The sequence below is a fragment of the Micromonospora sp. WMMA2032 genome (assembly GCF_002688545.1).
GTDB classification, from domain to species: Bacteria; Actinomycetota; Actinomycetes; order Mycobacteriales; family Micromonosporaceae; genus Micromonospora; species Micromonospora sediminicola.
This window is the reverse complement of sequence record NZ_CP024052.1, coordinates 4,956,357-4,979,876: the sequence shown is the minus strand read 5'-3', so window position 1 is coordinate 4,979,876 and position 23,520 is coordinate 4,956,357. Positions and strand designations below refer to the sequence as shown.

The following is a 23,520-nucleotide window of genomic DNA, read 5'->3' as shown; positions in this document are numbered from 1 at the left end:
CGCCGCCCGCGGGCGCGCACGGTCAGCGCGATGCGGAGGGCCGACGTTAAAGGGTAGCGCAAACCTCTACCGAGTTTTCGCCGAGGTGGGCGAGCCGGTGAGACGACGCACCGGCGGCCACCCCCGGGAGGGCGGGCCGCCGGTGCCGACGTACGTCAGATCTTGGCGACCTGGTTGAAGTTCAGCTCGACCGGCGTCTCCCGGCCGAAGATCGACACCAGCACCTTGAGCTTCTGCTGGTCGGCGTTGATCTCGCTGATCGTCGCCGGCAGCGACGCGAACGCGCCGTCGGTGACGGTGACCGAGTCGCCGACCTCGAAGTCGAGGACCTTGACCTCGGGCTTGGCCTTCTTCTGCTCGGTCTCGACCGCCGGGGCCAGCCACTTGAGCACCTCGTCGAGGCTCAGCGGCGCCGGCCGGTCGGCCCGGTCGGTGGCGCCGACGAAGCCGGTGACCCCCGGGGTGTTCCGGACGCAGGAGTAGGACTCGGCGGTCAGCTCCATCCGGACCAGGATGTAGCCCGGGAAGACCTTCGCCTGGACCTGCGACCGCTTGCCGTTCTTGACCTCGACCTCTTCCCGGGTCGGCACCTCGACCTGGTAGATGAAGTCCTCCATGTCGAGGGAGGTGATCCGGGTCTCGAGGTTGGTCTTGACCTTGTTCTCGTAGCCGGCGTACGAGTGCACCACGTACCAGTCGCCGGGCGCGTACCGCAGCTTCTGGCGCAGCTCGGCAACCGGGTCGAAGTCCTCGTCCGGGGCCGGCTCGGTGGTCGGGAACTCCGGCTCGCTGGCGGCCTCGACCGACTCGTTGTTGGCCGCCGTCGCCACCGCGGACTGCTCGTCCGGGGTCTCGGCGGTCTCGTCGTACTCAGGCACGCTCGCTCACTTCCGTCAGTATCGCTGTCCGCAGGTCAGCTGGGGTTGCCGAAGACCCACAGCACGGCCTTGGCGAAGCCGTAGTCCAGGCCGGCCACGATCGCCAGCATCACCGCCACGAAGGTGACCACCACGGCCGTGTAGGTCAGCAGCTCCTTGCGGGTCGGCCAGATGACCTTACGCAGCTCGGCCACAACCTCGCGGAAGAACCGCGCGATGCGGGCGAACAGCCCGATCCGCTCGGTGTCCTTGCGGGTCTTGCGGCCCTCGGTCGGCTCGGCGTTGGCCCGCTTACGGGTGGCGGTGCCACCCCGGGAAACCGGCTCGTCCGCGTCGGTGGCGTCGTCGTCGGCCACGCCGTCGACGGTTGCGTCGTCCAGACGCTCGTCGCCGTCGTCCTCGCCGCGCCGCTTGCTCTCGGCCACTTCGCCCTCCGTGCGGGATATGGGGTCGCACGCCGGGCGGCGTGCGCGGCGTGTTGATCACACCGGCCGGACCAACCGTCCCGCGACGGGCCGCGGCCGGCGGACCGGCCGGGAGGGCCCCGAGTGCCTCGGAACCACCCCACCGGTGCCACCACCACGGGCCGGACGCCGCCGGTGAGGCGGCGCGACCCACGGGAACGGTCAGGCCTGAGGCGCAGGGGTGACAGGACTTGAACCTGCAGCCTGCGGTTTTGGAGACCGCTGCTCTGCCAATTGAGCTACACCCCTGTGCGGCAACTCACCTCCGCCCGGGCACAAGGTGCCGAGCGGGGGTCACTTGCCCCACGGCGGACCAGTGTACGGGTAGTCGTGCGACTTTCCCAACCGGTCCACCCCTCGCGCGTCGGGCGAACCCTCAGCCCGTCGTCCGGACCAACGCCCGGGCCTGCGACAACACCTTCTCTCCCCGGCACGTCGCGGTGATGTCGAGCCTGGTCAGGCCGTCCTCGGTGACCTCCTTGACCACCGCGGCGACCTCGATCTCGGTGCCCTCGTCGGTGTCCGGCACGACCACCGGGCGGGTGAAGCGGACGCCGAAGTCGACCACCGCGTCCGGCGAGCCGGCCCAGCCGGCGACCGCGCGACCGACCAGGGCCATGGTGAACATGCCGTGGGCGATGACCCCGGGCAGGCCCACTCCGGTGGCGGTCCGGTCGCTCCAGTGGATCGGGTTGAAGTCCCCCGAGGCGCCCGCGTAGCGGACCAGGTCCGCCCGGGTCACCCGGTAGGTCTGGACGGGCAGCTCCATCCTCACGCCTCCCCGCGTACGACGATCTTGGACCAGACCGCGACCACCGGCTCGCCGGCGACGGTGCTCACGTCGGTGCGGGTGGTCAGGAAACCGTGGCCGCCCCGGTTGGTGATCTCCTCGATGGTGTTCGCGCACACCAGCTCGTCCCCGGCCACCACCGGTCGGGTGTACGCGAACCGCTGGTCGCCGTGGACCACCCGGCTGTAGTCGACGCCCAACGCCGGGTCCTCGACGATCTGCCGACTGGCGGCCATGGTCACGATCACCGGGAACGTCGGCGGCGCCACCAGGTCGGGGTGGCCCAGCGCCCGGGCCGCCTCCGGGTCGTGGTGCGCCGGGTCGGTCGCGCCGACGGCGGTGGCGAACTCGCGGATCTTTTCTCGGCCCACCTGATAGGGGGCGGTCGGCGGATAGGTCCGGCCGACGAAGGACGGGTCCAGGGACATGCCGCGAACCTACACGGAAAACACGAACGCCGATCCGTGCGGTCGGGCGGCCCGGGGGCCACCGACCGGGCGGATCGGCGTTCGGAAGCTGCTACGGGGCCGGCAGCGCCGGCCGCGGATCAGCGGGTCTCGCGGTGGACGGTGTGCTTGCCGTCCCGGGGGCAGAACTTCTTCAGCTCGATGCGGTCCGGGTCGTTACGGCGGTTCTTGCGCGTGATGTAGTTGCGCTCCTTGCACTCCACACACGCCAAAGTGATCTTCGGCCGGACATCGGTCGCCTTCGCCACGGCGGAGTGCCTTCCTCGCTCACGGATAACGAACTACGGCGTGTCAGCGTACGCGCTGACGACGCAGACATGCAAAGTGGGCGCCTGTGGCGCCCATCCCACCGACCACCGGGGTCAGCCGGAGGACGAGAGTAGCGGTGGCCGGACTTGAACCGGCGACACAGCGATTATGAGCCGCTTGCTCTGCCATCTGAGCTACACCGCCGTGGCGGGTCCAGCCGGACCCTCTGAGCCCCCTTACGGAATCGAACCGTAGACCTTCTCCTTACCATGGAGACGCTCTGCCGACTGAGCTAAGGGGGCCTACCCGATCACCCCGGGGGGTGTCGCGCAGAGGAAACAGTACACGACCGCGCCGCCGAGGTGAAATCGGATCCCCCCGTCGGGTGTCACACCTGATCAGGGCACCACACGCAGGCGCGGCAGCTCCCCGGCGGCGACCGTCTCCGGATCGACCTGGGCGCCGAACCAGGTCTCCAGTCGCTCGTACGGCAGGGGCCGGCTGAACAGGAAGCCCTGGCCGATCTCGCAGCCGATGTCCTGCAACAGCTCCAGGGTCAACTCGCTCTCCACCCCCTCGGCCACCACGGTCAGCCCGAACTGCTGGGAGAGCGTCACCACGGCGTTGACGATGGCCAGGTCGCTCGGATCGGTCGCCATCCCCTGCACGAACGACCGGTCCACCTTCACCTCGTGCACCGGCAGCCGGCGCAGCTGCGCCAGGGACGAGTTGCCGGTGCCGAAGTCGTCCACCGAGAGCCGGACCCCGAGGTCGCGCAGGCTCCGCAGGGTCGGGATGGGACGTTCGGTGCCGTCCAGCACCCCGGCCTCGGTGATCTCCAGGGTGAGCCGCTGCGGAGGGACGCCATATTCCGCGAGCAGGTCGCGCACCAGCGCGGGGAAGTGCTGGTCGGTGAGCGTCCGCGCGGCCAGGTTGACCGAGACGGAGAGCGGCTGGTCGCCGTGGCTCCAGTCGCGGCTGCGGCACAGGCTCTCCCGCAGCACGAACTCGGTGAGCCGGCCGAGCTGGCCGGTGTGCTCGGCCACCGACACGAAGTCTTCCGGCGCGACCGTGCCGTGCGCCGGGTGCTCCCAGCGGGCCAGGCACTCGACCCCTACCAGCCGACGGTCGCGCAGGGTCACCTTGGGCTGGAAGTAGACCTCCAGCGCGGCGTCGTCGAGCGCCCGGCGCAGGTCGCCGGCGAGGTCGAGCCGGCGCAGCGAACGGGACTCCAGCCCCGGACTGTAGAGCTGGACGCTGCCCGGCACCGCCTTCGCCGCCGTCGCCGCCAGGTCCACCCGCTGCAGCAGCGCCTGGGCGTCGCTGCCGTGCTCGGGGTGCACGGCCACCCCGACGGCGGTGTCCACGTCCAGGGTGAGCGCGTCGAACACCATCTCGTCGCGGATCTGCTCCCGCAGCTGACCGGCCAGCTCCAGCGCCGCCTCGGCGCTCTCCAACCGCAACGTCACCAGGAACTCGTCGCCGCCGGCGCGACCGACCAGGGCCGACGAGGGCGCGCAGACGCGCAGCCGCTGGGCCACCTCGACCAGGACCTTGTCACCGGCCGCGTGGCCGAGCGACTCGTTGACCTGGCGCAGCCGGTCGACGTCGAAGAGCAGCAGCGCCACCACCTCGCCGGGAGCGGCGATCTTGACCGCCTCGGCCACCGCCGCGCTGATCCGGCGCCGGTTCGGCAGCTTGGTCAACGTGTCGTGGTCGGCGTCGTGCCGCAGGCGGTCGACCAGGCGGGAGTTCTCCAGCGCCACGGCGGCGTGCGCCGCGACCGTCTCCACGAGCGCGATGTCCGCCGAGGTGAAGTAGTTGCCGTCGCCGAGCCGGTTGGCCACCTCGAGGGTGCCGATCACCACCGGCCCGGAGCGCAGCGGCACCACCACGGCGTCCTTGACCCGCTGCTGCGTCAGCCGGGCCCGGAACTCGCCGTCGGTCGTCACCCCGTGCCCGACCGCCACCGTACGCCCGGTTTCCCGCACCTTGTCCCGCAGCGCCTGCGGGACGGGGGCCATGTCGAGCAGACCCGGGTCGTCGGGGCGGGCGGTGAGCAGGGTCGCCGGATGCCGCCCCTGGGCCGGCAGCCAGAGGGTCGCGTACTCGGCCTGCATGAGGGCACGGACCCGACCGATGAGGACGTCCGCCAGGGTGCCGCTCTGCCCGCTCTCCACCACCGCCCGGGTCAACTCGTAGAGGTCGGTCAGGGTGCGGTGCTGCCGGAAGAACTGGGCGTAGGAGCGGTAGACCAGGGCGAATCCCGCGCCCAACGCGGCGAGCAGCAGCAGCGACCACCAACTGCTCCGCAGCAGGATCAGCATGATCAGGCCGACGGACACGTTGATCGCGGCCGTCAGCATCACCGTGCGGGTGCTGCGAAGCACGCCCCAGCCGGCCTGCCACCCGTGCAGCAGCACGTGCACCGCCGTCACGCTGGTCATGCTGACCAGCATGAACGTGCCCACCGCCGCGGAGATGCTCAGCCAGGTGCGGGGCCCGACCCCCTCCAGCGGTGGAAAGGCCTGGAGGACCAGCACGGCGAGCGAGGTGCCGGCGGCCACCCGGGCGACGTTGAACCAGACCTTGGGCGCCGCGAAGCGGTGCCGCAGGTGCGTGATGAGAGACGCCAGGGTGTGCACCAGCACCACGGTCAGCGGCGGCAGGAAGAACAGCGCCAGCACGAGCGGAAGCTCGGCCAACGTGACGCCGACCGTCTGCCGGCGGACGACGAGGGTCAGCAGCGGCAACCCCGCCACGACCATGAGTACGAGGAGAAGCACCGCCTGCGGCCATCTGCCGACAGGATGGTCCGCCACGAGTGCCGTCACCGTGGCGCAGGCGACGGCGACCAGCGCCATCGGCGCCGTGATGATCCACGCGTCCTCGGACGACCGGCGTCGTGGATGGTCGCGTCCGGTCATGCCGCTCCTTCGGGCTGGCGCCGCCCTGCTTCGTGGCCGTCGCGGGTCACGGGTAGGTCGGCGAGCGTCGAGGCACGCCCGAGCCCGACCGACGACGCCGACCGGCAGCCCCGGTCAGTTCCAGGTGATGTCCACGAGGACCGCGCCCCCGGTGCTGCCGTCGCCGACGAGACCAGCAGCGCCGCCCAAGAAGGCAGCCAGGACGAAAAGTGAGCCAAGCAGTCGGCCAAACCTTCGACCAAACATGATTGCTCCTGTCGAGAGAGTTTCAGCGAAGGTGGAGGTTCCACGATGGTGCCACACGGGGGGCACGCGCAAAAGGCGTGGAGAACCGCCCCTGTCGCGGCAGACAGGGAAATCATCCGTTCGACTCCCGCGCCCGTCCCTCCGACCCAGCTCGGTGTCACGATCGGTTCCGGCGCTGCTACGGAAGACGCCACACAGCGCCTTCCCGACCAACTGCGCGTAAGACCGAATTCACTCACCACGCTTCATGATCATCTACGCTGACGACAGTGGACCGCGGTCCGGGCGGTGACGGCGACCCCCGACCAGACTCCACCATCGTCGATGTCTGGGCAAGGGCCCACGCTGTCCGATTCGCGGACACCCGTCCCCATCCGGCGGGGGCGCCGGAGGTGACTGCGCACATGCCGGACGCGGCGGATCCGGGCGGACCCCACACACCCGCGGATCCCGGCGTGGGCGACACCGGTCCGGCGTCTCCGAAACCTCGCGACAACTCCGGCCCACCGACCGATCATGTGTCGGTGACCGACGACGAGGCCCTTGCCCACCTCCAGGGCACCGTCGCCTTCTGGCGCGTCGGCGCCGCGACCGCGACCGACGTCGTCGGGGCCGCCTGCGACTGCCTGGTGGCCGGGGTCGACACTCCCACCCTGCGGATCCTGGCCGGGGTCTCCCCGGTGCGGGGCAGCGAGGACGACGAGCTGCTCCGGTGGCTGCCCGGCGCCCTCGCGGAGCTCTCCCTGACCCACTACGGCGACGACAGCCGGAAGGCCGAGGAGGAAATCCTCCGCGTCATGGCCCGACGACTGCTCGCCGGGGCGATCACACCTCGCGACCTCACGTCCTGGGTCGACCGGTTCATCACCTGTGCGGGCACTCCCCTGGCCGGCGAACTCATCGACCTCGAGAACGCCTACGAGTACGTGGAGGCCGTCCACGAGCTGCACAGGCAGACCGACACCGGGACCGCGGAGCTGGACGCCGAGGTCGTCGCCGAAGCGCGCCGGCTGCTCGAGGAAGCATGACCGGCCGGAGGGCCAATGACAACGGCCCCTGATCAGCATCTCTGCTGGTCAGGGGCCGTATCTGCACCTGGTGGCGGGTAGAGGATTCGAACCTCTGTAGCTTTCGCGACGGATTTACAGTCCGCTCCCATTGGCCGCTCGGGCAACCCGCCAGGGCACCCCACCGCGTCGCAACGCGGCGGCGGAAGCAAGGATAGCGGTTGCCCCCGGCTCCGTCGCAAGCGGGTACCGTCAGGGGGTCCCGGGCTGGTCAGCACGGGACGGAACAGGACACACCGCCGGACAGCAGGAGCAGAAGCATGGCAGCGAACCCGTCGTTCGACATCGTGAGCAAGGTCGACCGCCAGGAGGTCGACAACGCCCTCCGCCAGGCGGAGAAGGAGCTCGCGACGCGGTTCGACTTCCGCGGCACCGGCGCCGAGATCTCCTGGTCGGGCGAGGAGGCGATCGGCCTCCAGGCGGAGACCGAGGAGCGCGTCCGGGCGGCGCTGGAGGTCTTCAAGGAGAAGCTGGTCAAGCGGAACATCTCGCTGAAGTCGCTGGACGCCGGCGACCCCCGGCCGTCGGGCAAGATCTTCAAGATCGACGCCAAGGTGATCCAGGGCATCGAGTCGGACAAGGCCAAGGCGATCAGCAAGAAGATCCGCGACGAGGGCCCGAAGGGCGTCCAGGCGCAGATCCAGGGCGACCAGCTCCGCGTCACCGGCAAGAAGAAGGACGACCTCCAGGCCGTCATCACGCTGCTCAAGGGCGAGGACTTCGGGGTCGCGCTCCAGTTCACCAACTACCGGTAGTCGCGCCCGCCGGCCGCCCGCACGGCGGCCGGCCTTCTGCCCTCGGGCAACTTGCTTGGGGTACGCGCCCCTGATGCGGTCGGCTGGGCACCATGCGACCGACGATGCTGCTCCCCTACCGGCCGGTGTTCGCCCAACCGGTGCTCCGCCGGCTACTGCCCGGGCTCGCCGTCTCCGCTCTCGGCGACGGGCTGGCCCTGGTCGCGGTCACCTGGTTGGCGCTGCACCTCGCGCCGGTCGATCAGCGGGGCACCTGGACGGCGTTCGCGGTGGCCGCGTACACGCTGCCGGGCGCGGCCGGCACGGTGCTGTTCGGCCGGCTGCTGGGCGGACGCGGCGGCGCGCAGCTCGCCGGCTGGGACGCGACGGTCCGCGCGGTCGCGCTGGGGGCGATCCCGGTCGCCCACCTCGCCGGGGTGTTGGACGTCGGGCTCTACGTGGCCCTGCTCGCGGTGTCGTCGCTGCTGCACCCGTGGGGGGCGGCCGGACAGTTCACCCTGGTGGCCGAGCTGCTGCCGCAGCGGCACCACCTGGCCGCCAACGCGCTGCTCGGTCTCTTCGGGCAGGCGGCCACGGTGGTCGGTCCGCCGCTGGCCGGTCTCCTCATCGTCCAGGTCGGCCCGGTGTGGGTGCTCGCGGTCGACGCCGCCAGCTTCGCCGTGCTGGCGGTGAGCTACCGCCTCGCCGTTCCGGCGCGTGAGCGGCGCGCCGGGCGGGCGGCGGGGGACGGTCCGTCGCGTACCTCCGGGTTCCGGATCATCGGGCGGGACCGGTCGTTGCTCGGCCTGCTGTCGCTGACCGTCGGCTTCTTCTTCCTCTTCGGACCCTTCTACGTCGCCATGCCGGTGCTGGTCAGCGAGGACCCGCACGCCTCCGCCGCGACGCTCGGCGCCTACTACACCGCGTTCGGGGTCGGCTCGCTGCTCGGCGGCCTGGTCACCGGCCACCTGCGCGGGTGGCCGTTGCGGCCCACGCTCGTCGGCGTGGTGGTGGCTTTCGGCGCCGCGTTGCTGCCGCTCGGGCTGGGTGCGCCGTTCGCCCTGGCGCTGCCGGCCTTCGCCCTGGCCGGCCTGGCCTGGGCGCCCTACCGGCCGACCTCCACCGCGCTGGTCCAGAGCCGTGCCGACGCCGGGGACCTGCCCCGCGTGCTGGCGGCCAACGGGGCGGTCACCGTGCTGGCGGTCCCGCTGGGGACCATGCTCGGCGGCCCGCTGACCGCCGCGCTCGGCGCGCGGCCCACGCTGCTGGCCTGCGCCACGGCGATCCTCGCGCTGGGTGTGGTCACGGCCGGGTTCCTCGCCCGCCCCGGGCCGGCGCGGCGCTCCCGGAGGAGGGCCGGGCCGCCGGCGGAGGACCGCCGCGGCCACCCCCACCGGAACCGGGAGGAACCGTCGACCGGCGAGGCGGACCGGGTACGGCCCGGAGTGCCCTGAGCCCGGTGCAACCGCCGGACCCGCCGCGGGGTGTCGTGTGGTGAGAGCGGACACGGGGAGGTCGGTATGGACGGGTCCGAGGAATTCGACGCCTTCTACACCGCGACCGCCCGGCGGGTCGTGCACCACGTCTACGCCCTCTGCGGTGACCTGGCCGAGGCCCAGGACGTGACGCAGGAGGCGTACGCGCGGGCCTGGCAGCGCTGGTCGACCGTCGGGGCGTACGAGGATCCGGAGGGCTGGGTGCGGATGGTGGCCTGGCGGCTGACCGCCAACCGCTGGCGTGGCCTGCGGCGCTGGTTCGCCGCCCGGGCGCGGTTGGGCCGGGACGCCCCGGTGCCCGGCCCGGGCCCGGACCGGGTCGCGGTGCTGGCGGCGCTGCGCCGGCTGCCGGACGCGCAGCGACTGGTCGTCGTCCTGCACCACCTGCACGACCTGCCCGTGGCGGAGATCGCCCGGAGCACCGGCATGCCGGTGGGGACGGTCAAGTCGCACCTGTCCCGGGCACGCGCCGCGCTCGCCGTTCTGCTCACCGACGAGAAGGAGGAGATCGATGTCGGGACGCATCGGTGACGCCCTGCGGGCGTTGGAGCACGACGTGGCCGGGCTGCGGTTGAGCCCGTCGGCGGAGGTACGGGCCCGGGGTCGGGCGCGCAGCCGGCGACGGGCGACGGTCCTGGCCGGGGTGGCGACGGTGGCGGTGGCCGGTGGCGCGGCGACCCTGCCGGCGCTGCTCGGGCCGGCGGCGTCGCCGGTGCCGGTCGGCGGCGGCGCGGGCGCGGCGTCCGCGACGCCGTCGGCCCGCTGTCACGCCGACCGGCCGGTGCGGCTGGACGTCGTGTTCCGGCCGGGCACGGGTGATCCCCAGCTCGGGGAGGTGAGCTACCGGATCTCGCAGGCGCGGGGGGACGTCGGGCTGCGCTGCGGCGGCCTGACCGTCGCGTCCCGGCCGGACCCCACCGGACGGGTCGTCACCTCGGTTCTGCTGGCAGACGGTGAGGACCCGACGCCGATCCGGGACGCGGTGGCGGGGCTGCCCGGGGTGGAGCGGGTGGTGGTGACCGGCGATCGGTGAGCGCTCAGGCGGCGAGCGACTGCTCGGCGCGTACGGCGGTGGCTTCGGCCCGGGCGATCGGGCCGGCCGGCAGCGCGGCGACCAGGGCGCCGACGCCGACCGCCGCCCCGGCGAAGACGAACGCCCACGGCACGCCGCCGGCGTGGTCGACGATCAGCCCGGCGATCGACCCGCCGGCGGCGCTGGCCGCCACCGACATGGTGACCACCCAGGTGTACGCCTCGTTCAGCATGCCGGCCGGGGCGATGCGCCCGACCAGGGTGTTCTCCAGGGTGAGCGCGGGGGCGATGGCGGCGCCGCCGAGCACCAGCGCGACGCCGAGCGCCGCCGGGTCGGGGATCACCGCGAAGACGGCGAGGCTGGCCGCGACGATGGCGAGCAGCCAGGCGAACTGGCGGGTCATGTTGGCGGCCGGCTTGCGCACGCCGAACCAGAAACCGCCGACGGCGCTGCCGATGCCCCAGACGGCGAGCAGCACGCCGGCCAGGCTCTCCGGGTCGGCGGTGCCGGTGTTCGCGGCGAAGGCCGGGACGATCACGCCGGAGGCGCCGAACGCGATGCCGAGGCTGGCCACACAGACGAGCAGCGCGGGAAAGCCGCCGACCCGCAGCGGGCCGAGGCCGCGCGCGTGGTGCTCCCGGGGGTGCGGGCGCCAGCCGCGCATGACCCGGCCGAGGGCGACCGTGCCGGTGCCGACCAGGGTGACCACGGCGGCGCCGACCAGCGCGGCGGACGCGTCGGCGAGCAGCACGAACCCGGCCACCAGCAGCGGCCCGAGCACGAAGACGACCTCGAAGAGGGAGGTCTCGGCGGCGAGCGCGGTGTTACGCAGGTGCGCCCGGCCGGTGGCCGGTGCGGTGAGGTCGTTCCAGGCGCCCCGGATCGCGGCGGTGAGCGGCGGGTAGGTGGCGCCGGCGACGCCGGCGGCCAGGTAGATCACGGCGAGGTTGCCGGCCCCGGAGCGGCTGGCGGCGAGCAGCCCGAGCAGGGCGAGCGGGTGGGCCAGCGCGGTGGCCAGCAGCACCGGCGTGGGTCCGACCCGGTCGGCGATCCGGCCGGCGACCGGACTGAGCGCGGCGCCGGCGAGCGCGTAGATGCCACCGGCGACGGCGGCCAGGGAGTAGCGGCCGGTGACCTGCTCGACGACGAGCAGCAGCGCCAGCGGGGTCATGCCGATCCCGAGCCGGCCGACGATGCCGAGGATCAGCAGCATCGGCGCGCCGGGGATCCGCCAGACGCCCAGGTACTGGCGCAGTGCGGCCACGGTCGAACCTCCGGGTGGTAATGAGCGGGAGACGTTTCGACCCTAACGGCGCGACATGACCGGGGGAAACGCATTGTGCCCGGACACACCACCGCGCCCGCGTCGTGGGACGCGGGCGCGGTGCGGAGTGCGGCGGGTCAGCGCTGGAACTGCACCGGCCCGGAGTTGCGGGCCATCTGCTCCAGGCGGGCCACCCGCTGCTCCATCGGCGGGTGGGTGGCGAACATCGCGGCGATGCCGCCGCCCCGCTTGAACGGGTTGTCGATCATCAGGTGGGCGGTGCTGGTGAGCTGGCCCTGCGGCGCCAGCGGGCGGCTCTGCGTACCCATGTGGATCTTTCGGAGGGCGCTGGCCAGGGCGAGCGGGTCGCGGCTCAGCTCGGCGCCGGACGCGTCGGCCTGGTATTCGCGGCTGCGGCTGATCGCCAGCTGGATCACCGTGGCCGCGATCGGGCCGAGGATCAGGGTGAGCAGCAGCACGGCCGGGTTCGGGCCGTCCTCGTCGTCGGAGGAGCCGAGCGGGATGAACCAGGCGATGTTGGCCAGCATGGTGATGATGCCGGCCAGGCCGGCGGCCACGCTGGAGATCAGGATGTCCCGGTTGTAGACGTGGGACAGCTCGTGCCCGATCACGCCGCGCAGCTCCCGGTAGTCGAGGATCTCCACGATCCCCTGGGTGACGCAGACCGCCGCGTGCTCCGGGTTGCGCCCGGTGGCGAACGCGTTGGGCTGCGCCGTCGGGCTCACGTAGAGCCGGGGCATCGGCTTGCCGGCCTGGGTGGAGAGCTCCCGCACCATCCGGTACAGCTCGGGGAACTGGGCCTCGCTGACCGGTTGCGCCCGCATCGAGCGCAGGGCGAGCTTGTCGGAGTAGAAGTAGGTCACACCGTTCATCAGCAACGAGACGACGACGGCGATGACGAGACCGCCGCTACCGCCGAACCAGTAGCCGACCGCGAGGATCAGCGAGGTCAACAGGCCGAGCAGCGCTGCGGTCTTCAGACGGTTGTGATGCACGATCGCTCCTTCGGTGCGCGGGCCCACGCGGGGGACCCGCTGACCGGTTCAACACACCGGTACCCGTCAACCATCCGGCTCATGGCTGAAAGTTGGCTGGGGATCGCTGTGTGCCCGCTGAACCAACCGCCCACCCGGGCACGAACCGCCTCAGCGGGCGGCGACGTCCAGCACGAGCTGCGGTGCGACACCGATCACCACGGCCGCCACGGTGGCCACGCCGAGCGCCACCAGCACCAGGCGCGCCGGGCGGAGCGGGGCGGCGGCCGGGTCGGACGCGGCGTAGAGCGACGCGGCCACCCGCAGGTAGTAGGCCAGGCCGAGCACCGCGTTCAGCGCCACCACCAGGGCCAGCCAGCCGGCGTGCCCGGCCAGCAGCGACCGCACCACCGTCACCTTCGCGAACAGCCCGGCCAGCCCCGGCGGCAGGCCGGCCAGCCCGATCAGCGCCAGCGCGAACGCGCCGCCCACCCACGGGTGCCGGCGGGCCGCGCCACGCAGGTCGGCCAGCGTGCCGCCGTCGCCGTCCGCCGGCCGCAACGCCACCACCGCGGCGAACGCGGCCAGCTCCAGCAGCACGAAGAAGACGGTGTACGCGACCGCCGCCGCGTAGGCCCCGGCCCGGGCGTCGGGGGTGCGGCCGGCGGCCAGCGCCAGCGCGCCCAGCGGGGCCAGGATGTAGCCCGCCTGCGCCACCGACGACCAGGCCAGCAACCGCACGGTACGCCGCTGGCGCAGCGCCACCAGGTTGCCCACGGTCATGGTCAGCACCGCCAGCACCGCCAGCACCGGACCGGTCACCTCGCCCGGCAGCGCCCGCTGCACCACCGCCAGCAGCGCCACCACGCCGCCCAGCTTCGAGGCGGTCGACAGGTAGGCGGCCACCGGCAGCGGCGCGCCGTCGTAGGTGGCCGGCGCCCAGGCGTGGAACGGCACCGCGGCGACCTTGAACGCCAGCCCGGCCACCACCAACGCCACCGCGACCGTGGTCAGCGGCAGGTCGGTCAGGTCGTCCCGGGCGGCCAGCGTGGCGCCGAGCCGGTCCAGGTGCAGCGTGCCGGTCACCGCGTAGAGCAGCGCCGCGCCGAGCAGCGTCACCGTGGTGGCGACCACGCTGACCACGAAGAACGTCACCGCCGCCTCGGCGCCGGCCAGGCTGCCCCGCCGCAGCCCCACCAGCACGTAGAGCGGCAGGGTCAGCGTCTCCAGCGCCACGACGAGGGTGATCAGGTCGCCGGCCGCGCCGAGCACCACGCCGCCGGTCATCGCGCAGGCGAGCAGGAAGCAGTATTCGCCGGTCGGGGTGCGCCCGGCGCGCAGCAGCGGACCGGAGATGGCCAGCACACCGAGGGTGAGCAGGGCGACCACCACCGCCACCAGGGCGGCCCGGCCGTTCCACACCCAGGAGCAGTCCGCCGCGACACAGAACGTGCGCCGGTCGCCGGCAGCGCCGACGAGCCCGGCACCCAGCGCCGTGCCGGCCGCGCCGAGCGACGCCACGGCGACGGTGACGGCGGGACGCGCCACCAGCAGGTCGACCAGGAGCACCGGCACGGCCGTGCCGGCGGCCAGGTACGCCGGCAGCAGCGCCACGTTGTCGACGCTCTGCACCAGGCTCATGGAACGACCCCCAGCAGGGCCTCCACCGGACCGGAGGCGTAGGAGAGGACCAGCGCGGGCGCCAGGCCGACCGCGAGGGCGAGCAGCACCAGCGGCGCCCAGGCCGTCAGTTCCGCGCCGGCCAGGCCGGGCGTGAGGCCGGCCACCGCCGGGCCGGGCCGGCCGTGGGTGACCCGGCGCAGCAGCCGGAGGAAGTACGCGGCGGTCAGCGCCCCGCCCAGCGCCGCCAGCACGGCCAGCGTCAGCCACAGCGGGCCGCCCCGCCGCACGGCCGCCACCACCGCGAACGCCTCGCCCCAGAAGCCGGCCAGCCCGGGCAGCCCCAGCGAGGCGACCGCCGCGAAGCCAAGCAGCCCGGCCAGCCGGGGCGCGGTCTCCCGCAGCCCGGACAGCTCGGCCAGCGCGCCGGTGTGCGTCCGGTCCTTGACCGCGCCGGCCAGGAAGAACAGCAGGCCGGTGATGACCCCGTGGGCGATGTTGCCGATCAACGCGGCCTGGAGCCCGGTGGCGGTGAGCGTGGCCACGCCGAGCAGCACGAAGCCCATGTGGCCCACGCTGGAGTAGGCGATCAGCCGCTTCAGGTCGTCCTGGGCCAGGCAGACCAGGCCGCCGACCAGAATGGCCGCCACGGCGAGCACGCCGAGCGCCGGCGACGCCCAGCGGGCGCCCTCCGGCGCCACCCCGACGGCGACCCGGATCAGCCCGTACGTGCCCATCTTGAGCAGCACCCCGGCGAGGATCACGCTGCCGACGGTGGGCGCCTGGGTGTGCGCGTCGGGCAGCCACGAGTGCAGCGGCCAGAGCGGGCTCTTCACCGCGAACGCCAGCGCCAGCAGCGTGAACGCGGCGAACTGGGTGCCCCGGGACAGGCCGACGCCGCCGGTCAACGCCACCAGGTCGGCGGTGCCCGCCTCGGCCACCACCACGTAGACGCCGACCAGCAGCAGCACCGAGCCGAACAGCGTGTAGAGCGCGAACTTGCGCGCCGCGCGCCGCCGGTCGTTCCCGCCCCAGCCGGCGATGATCGCGTACATGGGCAGGAGGACGACCTCGAAGAAGAGGAAGAAGAGCACCAGGTCGAGCGCGAGGAACGTGCCGAGGATGCCCACCTCGACCGCCAGCAGCAGCGCCACCAGGGCCCGCCCGCTGCCGCCGCCGGCCGGCACCCGCCACAGCGTGTACGCGCAGCACAGCAGCGTGAGCAGCGCGGTCAGCACCACCAGCGGCCAGGAGATGCCGTCCACCCCGAGGTGGAAACGCAGGTCGAGCCCGGGCACCCACTGCAGGTCGAGCCGGTGCCAGGGCTGCACGGCCGGGCGCGGCCCGTACCCGAACCAGCCGTGCTCGCCGCCGACCAGCGGCAGCGTCGCCAGCAGCGTCAGCGCGGCGGCGACGGTGCCGACCAGCCGGCCGGCCCGGTCCCCGGGCACGGCCGCAGTCGCGATCGCGCCCAGCGCCGGGACCGCGAGCACCGCGACCAGCAGGACCTGCCCGAACGTCATGAGGTGACTCCGATCAGGGCGACCGCCAGGCCGATCAGCAGCGCGCCGGCCAGCACGCCGGCCGCCGCGCGCGGCAACGCCGCCCGGTGCAGCGCGGCCAGCCCGCCGCCCAGCTCCACCGCCGCTCGGCCGCTCCCCTCGACCAGACCGTCCACGCCCAGCTCGTCGCCGGTCCGCACTGCCCGCGCCAGCGCGCCGGTCGGGCGTACGACGAGGGCGTGCTGGACGTCGTCGAGCCGGAACGCCCGGGCGAACACCGGCCGCAGCGGGCCCAGGTAGCGGGCCGGGTCGGCGGCCGGGTCGCGGCGCCAGCCGGCCCAGCCGACGCCCGCGCCGACCAGCAGCAGCACGAACGGCAGGATCAGGTTCGGCGCGAGGTGGACCAGCTCGACCGCCTCGCCGGTGGCCGCGTCGGCCGGCACCCGCAGGCGGTCGGCGAACCAGGGCAGGAAGGCGGCCAGGCCGAGCAGCGCGGCCGGGACCGCGAGCAGCAGCACCGGCAGGCGCAGCGACGCCGGCGGGTCGTGCGGCCGGACCAGCGGCATCCGGGTGGCGCCGAAGAAGGTGCGCAGCAGCAGGCGGGTCGCGTACCAGGCGGTGACCGCGACACCGAGCAGCCCGGCCAGCCAGACCAGCCAGCCCACCCAGGGCGCGGTCGGACCGGCCCCGTCCAGCGCGGCGGCCTCGGCGGCGGCGAGCACGCCGTCCTTGCTCCAGAAGCCGGACAGCGGCGGGACCCCGGCCAACGCGCCGAGGCCGACCACCATGCACCAGAACGTGACCGGCATGCCGGCCCGCAGGCCACCCATCCGGGACATCAGCGTGGTGCCCACGGCGTGGATCACCGCGCCGGCGGCGAGGAACAGCAGCGCCTTGAACGCGGCGTGGGTGAGCAGGTGGAAGAGCGCGACCGCCGGCGCGCCGACCGCCAGCGCGCCGGTCATGTAGCCGATCTGGGAGACCGTCGACCAGGCGAGCACCCGCTTGATGTCGTCCTGGGCGGTGGCGGCGAACGCGCCGAGCAGGATGGTCACCGACGCCATCACGCCCAGCACGGCGAGCGCGGCCGGGGCCTGCTCGAACAGCGGGAACAGCCGGGCCACCGCGTACACCCCGGCGGCGACCATGGTGGCGGCGTGGATCAGCGCGGAGACCGGCGTCGGGCCGGCCATCGCGTCGGGCAGCCAGGTGTGCAGCGGGAACTGGGCGCTCTTGCCGGCCACGCCGGCGAGCAGCAGCAGGCAGGCGGCGGTCAGCGTGCCGGCGCCGTAGTCGTGGGCCAGCACGTCGGCGATCCGGAAGCTGCCCGCGCCCACGCCGAGCAGCGCGATGCCGAGCAGGAAGCCGACGTCACCCACCCGGGTGACCAGGAACGCCTTGACCGCCGCGCCGGGCGCCTCGGGCAGCCGCCGGTCGTGGGCGATGAGCAGGTACGAGCAGATGCCCATCACCTCCCAGCCGACCAGCAGCATGATCAGGTCACCGGACACCACCACGGTGAGCATGGCGGCGGTGAAGAGGCTGAGCTGCGCCGCGTACGGCGGGTAGCGGTGGTCGACGTCGACGTCGTCGTGCGGGCCGCGCCGCAGGTAGCCGGTCGAGTAGACCTGCACCGCCAGCGCCACCGCGGCGACCGCGGTGGCGACCAGCACCGCCACGCCGTCCAGTCGCAGGCCCAGCGTGACCCGCAGACCGCCCAGGTCGACCCAGGTGGTGGCCGCCTCGACCGGCCCGTCCACCCGGACCAGCAGCACCAACGCGGCCAGCAGGGCCACCGCCGCGCCGGCCACGCCCAGCGCGACGGCGGACCGCCGGGCCGGCGCCCGGTCCCCGCTCGACGCGGGCGGCAGCAGCAGCCCGACCAGGCCGGCGGCCAGCGGCGCGCCCGGCAGCGCGGCCGCGAGCCACACCGTCGACGTGCTCATGGACGCACCTCGTCCGGCACACCCGTGGGTCGCCCCTGGCGCACCTCGTCCGGTACGGCCGGCGCCCGCTCGCCGAGCGGGACGTCGTCAACTGTCACGCTGGCCCGCAGCCGGTAGAGCTGGAGCACGATGGCCAGCCCGACACCGATCTCGGCGGCGGCGAGCACGATGACGAACAGCGCGAACACCTGCCCGGAGTGCGGCAGCGCCGCCCGGACCGTGGTGTCGGCGGTGACCAGGACCAGGTTGACCGCGTTGAGCATCAGCTCCACCGCCATCAGCACCAGGACCGCGTTGCGCCGGCGCAGCACGCCGTAGACGCCGAGGCCGAACAGGAGCGCGGCGGTGACGTACGGAATGACCGGCCTCACCGGCGCCCGCCCTCGTCGGCGGCCACGGCGGCCGGTTCGGGCCGGGCCGGGCCCTCGTCGGCCGGGCCGCTGCCGGCGGCCGGCGCCACGGTCGGGCCGGACGAAGACGGGCGGCCGATGTCCGGGCGGGAGAGCACGATCGCGCCGACCAGCGCGGCGAGCAGCAGCACCGAGAGCACCTCGAACGGCAGCACCCAGGAGCGGAAAACCTGCTCGCCGAGGCGCTCGGCGGTGCCTGCGGCGGGCAGCTCCACCCGGGACCAGCGGAACGCGTCGACCAGCAGCACGGCCAGGCCGAGACCGCTGCCGGCGCCGACGAGCGCGGCCGGCCAGCCGGGCCGGTCCAGGTCGTCGGAGGGACCGATCGGGGCGCGGGTCAGCATCACCGCGAACAGCAGCAGCACCACCACCGCGCCCACGTAGATCAGCACCTGCACCCAGGCCACCAGCTCGGCGGTGAGCACCAGGTAGTCGCCGGCCAGCGCGCCCAGGCAGACCACCAGCCACAACCCGGCCCGGACCAGGTGCCGGGTGGCCACCACCAACGCGCCCGCGCCCACCGCGACCGCGCCGAGGGCGAGCAGCAGCACGTCCGCGCCGGTCACGAGGCCGCGCCTCCGCCCGGGGAGTCGGCGGCGTCGGGGCGTACCCGGGTCGGGGTCGGACGGGCGGGCGGGCCGGTGGCCTTGCGGGCGGCGGTGGTCTCCTCCTTCGAGGGGTCGCCGAGCGGGTCGTGGGCCGGCGGCGGGGGCACGGTGGCCATCCACTCGCCCAGGTGGTCCTTGTCGTGCAGCAGGTCCTTGATGTCGTACTCGGCGTACTCGAACTCGGGCGACCAGTAGAGCGCGTCGAACGGGCAGACCTCGATGCAGATGCCGCAGTACATGCAGAGCGAGAAGTCGATGTCGAACTTGTCGAGCACGTTGCGCTGGCGGGGGCGGGCGGCGCCGGGCACCGCCACCTCCTCCTTGTGCGAGTCGATGTAGATGCACCAGTCCGGGCACTCGCGGGCGCAGAGCATGCAGACCGTGCAGTTCTCCTCCAGCAGCGCGATCACGCCGCGGGAGCGGGGCGGCAACTCGGGGGCCACGTCCGGGTACTGCTGAGTGGTCGAGCGGCGGGTCATCGTCTTCAACGTGACCGCCAGCCCCTTCACCAGCCCGGCGCCGGGCACTCCACCGTGCTCGCTCATGCCGCCCATCCTGCCCTGTGGCCCGGGCGCGCGCGACCACCCCCCGACTCTTGGCGGCGGTATCCTGAGCGCGGGGAGAACGGCACACCGGGAAGGACCTGTCGATGACCGCCGCGCTGGAGAGCGACCACCCGCCGGAGCGCGGGTGGACGACCGACGATCTGGACGCGCTGCCGGAGGACGGTCGCCGCCGCGAACTGCTCGATGGAGTGCTGCTCATGTCCCCCTCCCCCACCCGGATCCACCAGAGCATCGCCGCCCTGCTCATGGTGGCTCTCGACGAGGACTGCCCCGACGGGTACGACGTGACCCAGGGGGTGGAGGTGCGCATCAACCGCACCCGCTCCTTCATTCCGGACGTCCTGGTCACCACCGCCACCGCTGCCGCGCGCGAACCGTCCCGGTACGAGCCGCACGAGGTGGTGCTCGCCGTGGAGATCGTCTCGCCCAGCACCCGGTCCATCGACCGGGTGCTCAAGCCGGCGCTCTACGCGCAGGCCGGGATCCCGTTCCACTGGCGGATCGAGATCGAGGACGAGGGCATCGTCGTCCACACCTACAAGATCGACCCGGTGCACGAGGTCTACACGGAGACCGGCCGGTGGACGAAGTTCGTCGACACCGGTGAGCCGTTCCCGGTGAACCTGCCGATCAGCCGGATCACGCCCCGCCGGGTGTGAGCGGGGGCAGCATCTCCACGCCCAGCTGCTGGAGCACCTGGAACAGCTCGTTCACGCTCCACACGTCCACGATCCGGCCGGCGTCGTCGAAGCGCAGGAACGTCGCGCCGGAATAGCTGACCACCCGGCCGGTCGGCGGCACCGGGCCGAACTGCCCGGCCTGCGTGCCGGCGGCCCGCCAGTGCACCGCGACCCGACCGGCGCCGGCCACCACCTCGACGATCTTGTAGCGCAGGTCGGGGAAGGACGCCCGCCGGTCCCGGTGCCAGGCGAGCGTCGCCTCCGGCCCGGTGCCACCCAGCCCGGGACAGTCCGGGGCCACCAGCTCGTACGCGCTCTCCTCGCGGCCGCCGTTCCACACGTCGGCGATGAAGCGTCGGGCCGCCGCCTCCACATCGGTCACGGCCGGCAGCCTATGCCCCCCGCTGCCCCGCTCGGCCTGCCGGGACCGGCCGGAGCGACCATGATGGGAGCGGAAGTCGACTCGGGAGGTGGGCGTGGCCGGCAGCAACGACGAGGTTCTCGACCGGACCGGCGGCAAGTACGTGGAACCGGGCGGCGAGTTCACCCGGGACCAGCGCTACATCGCCACCCGGATCACCGCCGACGCGCGGGACGGCTGGCCGGTGGAGCCGGGCCGCTACCGGCTGGCGGTCAGCCGGGCGTGCCCGTGGGCGAACCGGCTGATCATCGTCCGGCGCCTGCTCGGCCTGGAGGACGCCATCTCGATGGCCGTGGCCGGGCCCACCCACGACAAGCGGAGCTGGACGTTCGACCTGGACCCGGGCGGCCGGGACCCGGTGCTCGGCATCGAGCGGCTCGCCGACGCCTACTTCGCCCGCTTCCCCGGCTACGAGCGGGGCATCACCGTGCCGGCGCTGGTGGACGTGCCGACCGGGCAGGTGGTGACGAACGACTACGCGCAGATGAGCCTGGACCTGTCGACCGAGTGGACGGCCCACCACCGGCCGGGCGCGCCGCAGCTCTACCCGGAGCCGCTGCGCGCCGAGATCGACGAGGTCAACGCGAAGGTCTTCGCCGACGTCAACAACGGCGTCTACCGGTGCGGCTTCGCGGGCAGCCAGGAGGCGTACGAGCGGGCGTACCACCGGCTCTTCGACCGGCTGGACTGGTTGAGCGAGCGGCTGGCCGGGCAGCGCTACCTGGTCGGCGACACGATCACCGAGGCGGACGTGCGGCTGTTCACCACGCTGGTCCGCTTCGACCCGGTCTACCACGGCCACTTCAAGTGCAACCGGCAGAAGCTGAGCGAGATGCCGGCGCTGTGGGCGTACGCGCGGGACCTGTTCCAGACCCCGGGCTTCGGCGACACGATCGACTTCGACCACATCAAGCGGCACTACTACGAGGTCCACCGCGACATCAACCCGACCGGCATCGTGCCGCTCGGCCCCGACCTGAGCAACTGGCTCACCCCGCACGGCCGGGAGGACCTGGGCGGCCGCCCCTTCGGCGACGGCACTCCACCCCCGCCCCCCACCCCCGACGAGCGTGTGGACCCCGCACACACCCCGCTGCGCTGAGCCCTCTCCCTCGTCGATCTTGCACTTCGGGCCCCCGGTTCGTGTGTCTCGCACCTTTTGCCGGGGCAGGAAGTGCAAGATCGACGAGGGCGGGTGAGGGGGTTACAGGGCCAGGCGGACGGCGGCCGTGAGGACCAGCTGGGCCAGGGCCAGGGGGACCAGGACCAGCCAGCAGAGACGCTGGAGCTGGTCCTCGCGCAGCCGCGGGTAGCTCACCCGGAGCCAGATGATCACGAAGGCGACCGCGAACACCTTCAGCAGCGTCCACAGCCAGCCGAGCTGGGCGTCCGCGAACGGGCCCTGCCAACCGCCGAGGAAGAGCACCGTGGTCAGCGCCGCGATCACCACGATGCCGACGTACTCGGCGAGCAGGAAGAACGCGAAGCGCAGGCCGGTGTACTCGGTCATGTAGCCGAAGACCAGCTCGGAGTCGGCCACCGGCATGTCGAACGGCGGGCGGCGGATCTCGGCCAGCCCGGCGACGAAGAAGATCACCATGGCCGGCGCCTGCCAGAGCAGCCACCAGGGATGCCACGCCTCCACGATGCCGGGCAGGCTGAGCGTGCCCGCCGCCATCGCCACCGAGGCGGCGGCCAGCACCAGCGGCAGCTCGTAGCCGAGCAGCTGGGCGGCGCCGCGCAGCCCGCCGAGCAGGCTGTACTTGTTGGCCGACGCCCAGGCGGACATGAGCACCGCGAGCACGCCGATGCCCACCACCGCGAGCACGAAGAACAGGCCGATGTCCAGCGGCTGGGCGACCAGGTCACCCGGCCCGAGCGGGATGACCAGCAGGGCGAGCAGGTAGGGCACCAGGGCCACCGCCGGCGCGAGCCGGAACACCGGCCGGTCCGCCTCGCGCGGGGTGACGTCCTCCTTCTGCACGAACTTGATCCCGTCGGCCACCAGCTGCGCCCAGCCGTGGAAGCCGCCGGCGTACATCGGGCCGAGCCGGCCCTGCATGTGGGCCATCACCTTGTGCTCGGCCTGGCCGACGATCAGCGGCAGGGTGAGGAACGCGACGAGCACGCCCACCACCCGCAGGACCAGCTCCAACCAGTCGGGCATCAGGACTCCCCCGCCGCGTCGGGCCGCGGTTCCTGGCGGGGCGGCCCGGTCGGCCGCTCCCCGGGCACGGGACGCCCGAGCGGCCCCGGCTCACCGGTCTCCGCCCCGGCCGGCTCCGCGCGGCCCGGTCGGGTCGCGGGCTCCTCGGTCTCCGCCCCGGCCGGCTCCGCGCCGCCCGGTCCGGTCGCGGCCTCCCCGGGAACCGGCCGCACCGGACGCTCGACCGCCGGACCCGCCGGACCCGCCGGACCCGCCGGGCGCTCCCCGGAAGAGGGACGTGCGGGACGTCCACCGGGGGCCGGGCGCGCCGGACGTTCCCGGGCCGGGCGGGCCGGCGTACCGCCGCGCGGGCCCTCGCCCGCCCCGGCCGCGCCGGCCGGGGTGGGCGTCGTCCCCCACTCCCCCGGCGCCGGCACGCCCGGCGGCCGGACCGGTCGCCGCCCGCCGCCGGCCTCCGACTCGCCCGGCTCCTTGGCGCCGGGCCACGGCTTGGCCACCCGGGACGCGAGCACGAACTCCTTGCGCAGCGGGTGCCCCTCGAACTCCGGCGGCAGCAGCAGCGGTCGCAGCTCGGCGTGCCCGGCGAAGTCGATGCCGAACATCTCGTGGGTCTCCCGCTCGTGCCAGTCGGCGCCGGGGAAGACGTCGACCACGGACGCCACGACCGGCGCCGCGCGGGGCACCCGGGTGCGCAGCAGCAGACCGTGCCGGTGCCGCACCGACCAGAGGTGCACCACCACGTCGAAGCCGTCGGCCAGCTCGTCCACCGCCGACAGCCAGTCGAGGAAGTCGAAGCCCAGCTCGGCGTCGTCGCGCGCCGCGCGCACCGCGTCGGCCCAGCTCGCCGGGGGTACGTCGACGGTGGCGCGGGCGTACCCCTGACCGCCGGAGACCGACGCGGCGGCCTCCACGGGCGCGAGCAGCGCGACCACCCGCCGGCCGACCTCTTCCGGAGTCATGCGCTGATCCTATGGCCGGCGGCTGCGGGCC

At 73.6% G+C, this 23,520-nt stretch carries 23 protein-coding genes, 4 tRNA genes and 1 pseudogene; 7 read left to right on the top strand and 21 right to left on the bottom strand.

Going from position 1 to position 23,520, the window contains the following annotated elements; genetic code table 11:
• Positions 1-155: 155 nt before the first annotated feature.
• The 9 genes from nusG to CO540_RS23080 all read right to left on the bottom strand — a co-directional run bounded on the left by nusG (position 156) and on the right by CO540_RS23080 (position 5,775).
• A complete protein-coding gene (gene nusG / locus CO540_RS23120) occupies positions 156-878 on the bottom strand; it encodes a transcription termination/antitermination protein NusG (protein ID WP_091570014.1) in 723 nt (240 codons plus the stop codon).
• A gap of 35 nt (positions 879-913) precedes the next feature.
• The gene (secE, locus tag CO540_RS23115; RefSeq protein ID WP_091570011.1) at positions 914-1,303 is read right to left on the bottom strand and encodes a preprotein translocase subunit SecE; all 390 of its coding nucleotides are present in this window, start codon (positions 1,301-1,303) and stop codon (positions 914-916) included.
• A 215-nt stretch (positions 1,304-1,518) separates the two neighbouring features.
• Positions 1,519-1,591: transfer RNA gene (locus CO540_RS23110), tRNA-Trp, on the bottom strand.
• 127 nt (positions 1,592-1,718) lie between these two features.
• Positions 1,719-2,111 (bottom strand): MaoC family dehydratase, encoded by a 393-nt coding sequence (locus CO540_RS23105; RefSeq protein ID WP_099163629.1) that lies wholly within the window; start codon positions 2,109-2,111, stop codon positions 1,719-1,721.
• 2 nt (positions 2,112-2,113) lie between these two features.
• Positions 2,114-2,560 (bottom strand): MaoC family dehydratase N-terminal domain-containing protein, encoded by a 447-nt coding sequence (locus tag CO540_RS23100; RefSeq protein WP_091569995.1) that lies wholly within the window; start codon positions 2,558-2,560, stop codon positions 2,114-2,116.
• A 119-nt stretch (positions 2,561-2,679) separates the two neighbouring features.
• Positions 2,680-2,847, bottom strand: a complete 168-nt coding sequence (gene rpmG / locus CO540_RS23095; RefSeq protein ID WP_013288652.1) for a 50S ribosomal protein L33 — start codon at positions 2,845-2,847, stop codon at positions 2,680-2,682.
• Positions 2,848-2,979: 132 nt separating this feature from the next.
• A tRNA-Met gene (locus CO540_RS23090) sits at positions 2,980-3,052 on the bottom strand.
• A 25-nt stretch (positions 3,053-3,077) separates the two neighbouring features.
• Positions 3,078-3,150 (bottom strand) — tRNA-Thr (locus CO540_RS23085).
• A 96-nt stretch (positions 3,151-3,246) separates the two neighbouring features.
• Positions 3,247-5,775: a bifunctional diguanylate cyclase/phosphodiesterase gene (locus CO540_RS23080; RefSeq protein WP_099163628.1), complete on the bottom strand. Its 2,529-nt coding sequence runs from the start codon at positions 5,773-5,775 to the stop codon at positions 3,247-3,249.
• A 770-nt stretch (positions 5,776-6,545) separates the two neighbouring features.
• On the opposite strand from CO540_RS23080, the gene CO540_RS23075 reads away from it, so the two are divergent.
• Positions 6,546-7,049, top strand: coding sequence for a hypothetical protein (locus CO540_RS23075; RefSeq protein WP_157779172.1), 504 nt, complete (start codon positions 6,546-6,548; stop codon positions 7,047-7,049).
• A gap of 68 nt (positions 7,050-7,117) precedes the next feature.
• On the opposite strand, the gene CO540_RS23070 is transcribed toward CO540_RS23075, so the two are convergent.
• A tRNA-Tyr gene (locus CO540_RS23070) sits at positions 7,118-7,201 on the bottom strand.
• A 147-nt stretch (positions 7,202-7,348) separates the two neighbouring features.
• Between CO540_RS23070 and CO540_RS23065 the strand changes: the two genes are divergently transcribed.
• From CO540_RS23065 to CO540_RS23050, 4 genes are all read left to right on the top strand, one after another.
• Entirely contained in the window at positions 7,349-7,843 is a 495-nt protein-coding gene (locus tag CO540_RS23065) for a YajQ family cyclic di-GMP-binding protein (protein WP_091569971.1), read from the top strand.
• A gap of 92 nt (positions 7,844-7,935) precedes the next feature.
• The gene (locus CO540_RS23060) at positions 7,936-9,276 is read left to right on the top strand and encodes an MFS transporter (RefSeq protein ID WP_099163626.1); all 1,341 of its coding nucleotides are present in this window, start codon (positions 7,936-7,938) and stop codon (positions 9,274-9,276) included.
• 66 nt (positions 9,277-9,342) lie between these two features.
• The gene (locus CO540_RS23055; RefSeq protein WP_099163625.1) at positions 9,343-9,849 is read left to right on the top strand and encodes a SigE family RNA polymerase sigma factor; all 507 of its coding nucleotides are present in this window, start codon (positions 9,343-9,345) and stop codon (positions 9,847-9,849) included.
• Positions 9,830-10,351 (top strand): hypothetical protein, encoded by a 522-nt coding sequence (locus CO540_RS23050; RefSeq protein ID WP_099163624.1) that lies wholly within the window; start codon positions 9,830-9,832, stop codon positions 10,349-10,351. The genes CO540_RS23055 and CO540_RS23050 overlap by 20 nt, the downstream gene beginning before the upstream one ends.
• A gap of 4 nt (positions 10,352-10,355) precedes the next feature.
• Here the strand turns inward: CO540_RS23050 and CO540_RS23045 are convergent, their stop codons facing one another.
• From CO540_RS23045 to CO540_RS23010, 8 genes are all read right to left on the bottom strand, one after another.
• A complete protein-coding gene (locus CO540_RS23045) occupies positions 10,356-11,615 on the bottom strand; it encodes an MFS transporter (RefSeq protein ID WP_099163623.1) in 1,260 nt (419 codons plus the stop codon).
• A 137-nt stretch (positions 11,616-11,752) separates the two neighbouring features.
• Complete coding sequence (gene htpX / locus CO540_RS23040; protein ID WP_098747885.1) at positions 11,753-12,631, bottom strand: zinc metalloprotease HtpX; 879 nt, start codon at positions 12,629-12,631, stop codon at positions 11,753-11,755.
• 150 nt (positions 12,632-12,781) lie between these two features.
• Positions 12,782-14,251 carry an NADH-quinone oxidoreductase subunit N gene (locus CO540_RS23035; protein WP_099163622.1) on the bottom strand — a complete coding sequence of 490 codons (1,470 nt, stop codon included), beginning with the start codon at positions 14,249-14,251 and terminating at the stop codon, positions 12,782-12,784.
• Positions 14,248-15,753 carry a NuoM family protein gene (locus CO540_RS23030; RefSeq protein ID WP_099163621.1) on the bottom strand — a complete coding sequence of 502 codons (1,506 nt, stop codon included), beginning with the start codon at positions 15,751-15,753 and terminating at the stop codon, positions 14,248-14,250. The genes CO540_RS23035 and CO540_RS23030 overlap by 4 nt, the downstream gene beginning before the upstream one ends.
• Positions 15,750-17,678 carry an NADH-quinone oxidoreductase subunit L gene (locus CO540_RS23025; protein ID WP_099163620.1) on the bottom strand — a complete coding sequence of 643 codons (1,929 nt, stop codon included), beginning with the start codon at positions 17,676-17,678 and terminating at the stop codon, positions 15,750-15,752. The genes CO540_RS23030 and CO540_RS23025 overlap by 4 nt, the downstream gene beginning before the upstream one ends.
• Positions 17,675-18,049 carry an NADH-quinone oxidoreductase subunit NuoK gene (gene nuoK / locus CO540_RS23020; RefSeq protein WP_099164902.1) on the bottom strand — a complete coding sequence of 125 codons (375 nt, stop codon included), beginning with the start codon at positions 18,047-18,049 and terminating at the stop codon, positions 17,675-17,677. Before nuoK ends, CO540_RS23025 begins: the two co-directional genes overlap by 4 nt.
• A complete protein-coding gene (locus CO540_RS23015; protein WP_099163619.1) occupies positions 18,046-18,654 on the bottom strand; it encodes an NADH-quinone oxidoreductase subunit J in 609 nt (202 codons plus the stop codon). The genes nuoK and CO540_RS23015 overlap by 4 nt, the downstream gene beginning before the upstream one ends.
• Positions 18,651-19,241 carry an NADH-quinone oxidoreductase subunit I gene (locus CO540_RS23010; protein WP_172967915.1) on the bottom strand — a complete coding sequence of 197 codons (591 nt, stop codon included), beginning with the start codon at positions 19,239-19,241 and terminating at the stop codon, positions 18,651-18,653. The genes CO540_RS23015 and CO540_RS23010 overlap by 4 nt, the downstream gene beginning before the upstream one ends.
• Before the next feature lie 104 nt (positions 19,242-19,345).
• Between CO540_RS23010 and CO540_RS23005 the strand changes: the two genes are divergently transcribed.
• Positions 19,346-19,921, top strand: a complete 576-nt coding sequence (locus CO540_RS23005) for a Uma2 family endonuclease (protein WP_099163618.1) — start codon at positions 19,346-19,348, stop codon at positions 19,919-19,921.
• On the opposite strand, the gene CO540_RS23000 is transcribed toward CO540_RS23005, so the two are convergent.
• A complete protein-coding gene (locus CO540_RS23000; RefSeq protein WP_099163617.1) occupies positions 19,902-20,324 on the bottom strand; it encodes an ester cyclase in 423 nt (140 codons plus the stop codon). The two genes, CO540_RS23005 and CO540_RS23000, sit on opposite strands and share 20 nt — an antisense overlap.
• Positions 20,325-20,412: 88 nt before the next feature.
• On the opposite strand from CO540_RS23000, the gene CO540_RS22995 reads away from it, so the two are divergent.
• Positions 20,413-21,465, top strand: coding sequence for a glutathione S-transferase family protein (locus CO540_RS22995; protein WP_099163616.1), 1,053 nt, complete (start codon positions 20,413-20,415; stop codon positions 21,463-21,465).
• 102 nt (positions 21,466-21,567) lie between these two features.
• Here the strand turns inward: CO540_RS22995 and nuoH are convergent, their stop codons facing one another.
• Both nuoH and CO540_RS31065 read right to left on the bottom strand, forming a co-directional pair.
• A complete protein-coding gene (gene nuoH, locus CO540_RS22990) occupies positions 21,568-22,530 on the bottom strand; it encodes an NADH-quinone oxidoreductase subunit NuoH (RefSeq protein WP_091569914.1) in 963 nt (320 codons plus the stop codon).
• 359 nt (positions 22,531-22,889) lie between these two features.
• A pseudogene (locus tag CO540_RS31065) lies at positions 22,890-23,489 on the bottom strand (NADH-quinone oxidoreductase subunit C); the annotation flags it as partial.
• Positions 23,490-23,520 lie beyond the last annotated feature (31 nt).

Coding starts and splice junctions, on each gene's coding strand:
- CO540_RS23105 (WP_099163629.1), bottom strand. CDS start 2,111: ATGGAGCTGCCCGTCCAGACCTACCGGGTGACCCGGGCGGACCTGGTC.
- CO540_RS23100 (WP_091569995.1), bottom strand. CDS start 2,560: ATGTCCCTGGACCCGTCCTTCGTCGGCCGGACCTATCCGCCGACCGCC.
- CO540_RS23080 (WP_099163628.1), bottom strand. CDS start 5,775: ATGACCGGACGCGACCATCCACGACGCCGGTCGTCCGAGGACGCGTGG.
- CO540_RS23065 (WP_091569971.1), top strand. CDS start 7,349: ATGGCAGCGAACCCGTCGTTCGACATCGTGAGCAAGGTCGACCGCCAG.
- CO540_RS23060 (WP_099163626.1), top strand. CDS start 7,936: ATGCGACCGACGATGCTGCTCCCCTACCGGCCGGTGTTCGCCCAACCG.
- CO540_RS23055 (WP_099163625.1), top strand. CDS start 9,343: ATGGACGGGTCCGAGGAATTCGACGCCTTCTACACCGCGACCGCCCGG.
- CO540_RS23050 (WP_099163624.1), top strand. CDS start 9,830: ATGTCGGGACGCATCGGTGACGCCCTGCGGGCGTTGGAGCACGACGTG.
- CO540_RS23035 (WP_099163622.1), bottom strand. CDS start 14,251: ATGAGCCTGGTGCAGAGCGTCGACAACGTGGCGCTGCTGCCGGCGTAC.
- CO540_RS23030 (WP_099163621.1), bottom strand. CDS start 15,753: ATGACGTTCGGGCAGGTCCTGCTGGTCGCGGTGCTCGCGGTCCCGGCG.
- CO540_RS23025 (WP_099163620.1), bottom strand. CDS start 17,678: ATGAGCACGTCGACGGTGTGGCTCGCGGCCGCGCTGCCGGGCGCGCCG.
- CO540_RS23010 (WP_172967915.1), bottom strand. CDS start 19,241: ATGAGCGAGCACGGTGGAGTGCCCGGCGCCGGGCTGGTGAAGGGGCTG.
- CO540_RS23005 (WP_099163618.1), top strand. CDS start 19,346: ATGACCGCCGCGCTGGAGAGCGACCACCCGCCGGAGCGCGGGTGGACG.
- nuoH (WP_091569914.1), bottom strand. CDS start 22,530: ATGCCCGACTGGTTGGAGCTGGTCCTGCGGGTGGTGGGCGTGCTCGTC.